General features: G+C 55.4%; 1 protein-coding gene. It reads left to right on the top strand.

What is annotated here, in order from left to right:
- Positions 1–35 precede the first annotated feature (35 nt).
- The coding region (locus tag VZP09_RS24990) for an IS6 family transposase (protein ID WP_442910131.1) at positions 36–478 on the top strand (443 nt) is incomplete at its 3' end.

The raw sequence follows: 478 nt of genomic DNA, 5'->3' as shown, positions 1-478 counted from the left end.
TGAACCCATTCAAAGGCCGGCATTTTCAGCGTGACATCATTCTGTGGGCCGTACGCTGNTACTGCAAATACGGCATCAGTTACCGTGAGCTGCAGGAGATGCTNGCTGAACGNGGAGTGAATGTCGATCACTCCACGATTTACCGCTGGGTTCAGCGTTATGCGCCTGAAATGGAAAAACGGCTGCGCTGGTACTGGCGTAACCCTTCCGATCTTTGCCCGTGGCACATGGATGAAACCTACGTGAAGGTCAATGGCCGCTGGGCGTATCTGTACCGGGCCGTCGACAGCCGGGGCCNCACTGTCGATTTTTATCTCTCCTCCCGTCGTAACAGCAAAGCTGCATACCGGTTTCTGGGTAAAATCCTCAACAACGTGAAGAAGTGGCAGATCCCGCGATTCATCAACACGGATAAAGCGCCCGCCTATGGTCGCGCGCTTGCTCTGCTCAAACGCGAAGGCCGGTGCNCGTCTGACGT

The sequence above is a fragment of the Klebsiella sp. EMBS2024 genome (assembly GCF_036233805.1).
Classification (GTDB): Bacteria; Pseudomonadota; Gammaproteobacteria; order Enterobacterales; family Enterobacteriaceae; genus Klebsiella; species Klebsiella pneumoniae.
The sequence above is the reverse complement of the archived record's forward strand: the minus strand, read 5'-3'. Positions and strand labels throughout refer to the sequence as shown.